The sequence below is a fragment of the Bartonella sp. AS69XJJH genome, assembly GCF_042195585.1.
GTDB lineage: Bacteria > Pseudomonadota > Alphaproteobacteria > Rhizobiales > Rhizobiaceae > Bartonella.
In genome coordinates, this window is the sequence record NZ_JBHIOO010000072.1 from 1 (window position 1) to 1,839 (window position 1,839).

Sequence of the window (1,839 nt, forward strand, 5' to 3'; positions counted from 1 at the left end):
AGTCGGTGTTGGAGATGCGGGTGCTAATGGTTGCGTTTGTTCATTAACATGAGGTTTAAGTTCTTGTGGAGTACTCTCTAGTGCATTTGGCATAGAGGAATGATTTCCTACACCAAGAGGCATTTCCGTTCTAGGAGCCGTATAGGGCATAAATGGTCCATATGGCTGCTGCATATTCTGTAAATAGGGGTTGTTTGGAGCATGTACTTCCTCTGGTGCCATCAAAGGGGCAAGAGTCATTGCCCCTCCAGTAGCTATGGCACTCTTTGGATTTGCTTTCATGAATTGTCCAAATCTTTGCGCCCCTGTAACCGCTTTTGGAGCCACTCTGGGATAAAGATATCTCATAATATGCGGTGCAAATCTCGCTCCTGCTACTAAAGCCATTGGTATTATCGGTGCAACCATCACACTCTCCTACAAAACTATTCTTTAATTATTCTACAGAGCTTTATTTTGATTCATGTAATCTAAAAAAAGTTTAGATGCTCCTCCTGCCAACGCAGCTCCCATTGGACCACCTGCCATGTAACCAAAAGCCATCGGTGCTGCTTGAAGTGCCAGAGAACCTATAGCCCCTACATTTTTCCATGGGTTATTGCCTTGCACCATAGAGGCTGTATTATTATTCGTTGTCGTGCCGTAATTTCTTGCAAAACCATGCGCCGCATTCATCAACATGTTCAGTCTATTCCAACCGCTATTGTCTTGTTCCAGCCAACGTTCACGATTGGCATCAACAAGGCGTTGATTGTAATTATCAAGCACACCTCCCCCCTGTATGGCATTGGAATAGGCATTGCCATACCCCTGTAAGAAGTTATTTGAGGCTCCCAACTGATTTTGATTGGCTTGGTCTATCAGTGAATTCGCTTGCATCATGCGGTCCGCATCACGATTATACTGGTCTGCCATAGCGCGCGCATATACAGAGCCGCTCCCCTTCCGCAATTCATCTTTATGATCAGAAGTTCCATAGCGACCAATGCCTGAGAAATATCTGTTAATTCTAGTTTCTACATCATCTAATCCTTCTTGAAGCGCCTGACCAAAATACGAATTCCCTCCCATCATACCACCAGAAGCTATACGCCCAAGATTGTTCGCAGATGCCGTTGGATTGTAGATTGTATTCATCAAAGAGCGATTTTGATAATGATGAGGGACACTCCCAAGACCACCTATGGCTTGGGTGGTTTGAGCACTTAACGGGGCAACACGAGGTCCTCCATACACATTGCCACCAATCCCTGTGTTATACATGTTATACGCATCTGCACCCCCACGCTTAAATACATTCTGCATCCAAGCTGGAGGGGCGCTTGTCTGTACCTGCTTTTGTTCTGTTGTTGCTGGTGTCTTGCTCCCCATTTCACAATTCCTTCCTGTAATAAAGCATATCTATGCTGTAACCTTGCTTGTCCAATGCACGTTTCCAACCCAAACGACCCAAGATCTCCATTTCAGAAGCGCCATTCTCACGCGCCCAATCCTCTGCAACTTGCAAATTGTCAACCAAATCAAGAACGCCCTTCCCACTACATTCACAAATGAGCGCGCGCTTCTTTCCTAAAACTGTCTGTTGTATCTGGGTCGTGACTACCGCTAAAAATCGCTCTTCATCATCCAAAACAAGCCATAACTGTTTCTTGCCCGTGCAAATGGCTTCAATCAGTTCTTGCAACGTAATTTCATGTTTAAAACGCTCTACATACTCATTAAAAGACGCAATAATCTCTTCAAGATAAGGGGCTATACGCTCCATATCCCAAGAACTGGTCAAAAAGACTTTTGCCATTACCCTCTACCAAAAGGACGTAAATCCACATTAAAGCCCGT

General features: G+C 44.8%; 2 protein-coding genes and 1 pseudogene. All 3 read right to left on the reverse strand.

Going from position 1 to position 1,839, the window contains the following annotated elements:
* Positions 1-408, reverse strand: a pseudogene (locus ACFIK6_RS09625) (hypothetical protein); the annotation flags it as partial.
* 33 nt (positions 409-441) lie between these two features.
* A complete protein-coding gene (locus ACFIK6_RS09630; protein WP_375677597.1) occupies positions 442-1,371 on the reverse strand; it encodes a hypothetical protein in 930 nt (309 codons plus the stop codon).
* A 1-nt stretch (position 1,372) separates the two neighbouring features.
* Complete coding sequence (locus tag ACFIK6_RS09635; protein WP_375642788.1) at positions 1,373-1,798, reverse strand: hypothetical protein; 426 nt, start codon at positions 1,796-1,798, stop codon at positions 1,373-1,375.
* Between the last annotated feature and the right edge of the window lie 41 nt (positions 1,799-1,839).

Coding starts and splice junctions, on each gene's coding strand:
- ACFIK6_RS09630 (WP_375677597.1), bottom strand. CDS start 1,371: ATGGGGAGCAAGACACCAGCAACAACAGAACAAAAGCAGGTACAGACA.
- ACFIK6_RS09635 (WP_375642788.1), bottom strand. CDS start 1,798: ATGGCAAAAGTCTTTTTGACCAGTTCTTGGGATATGGAGCGTATAGCC.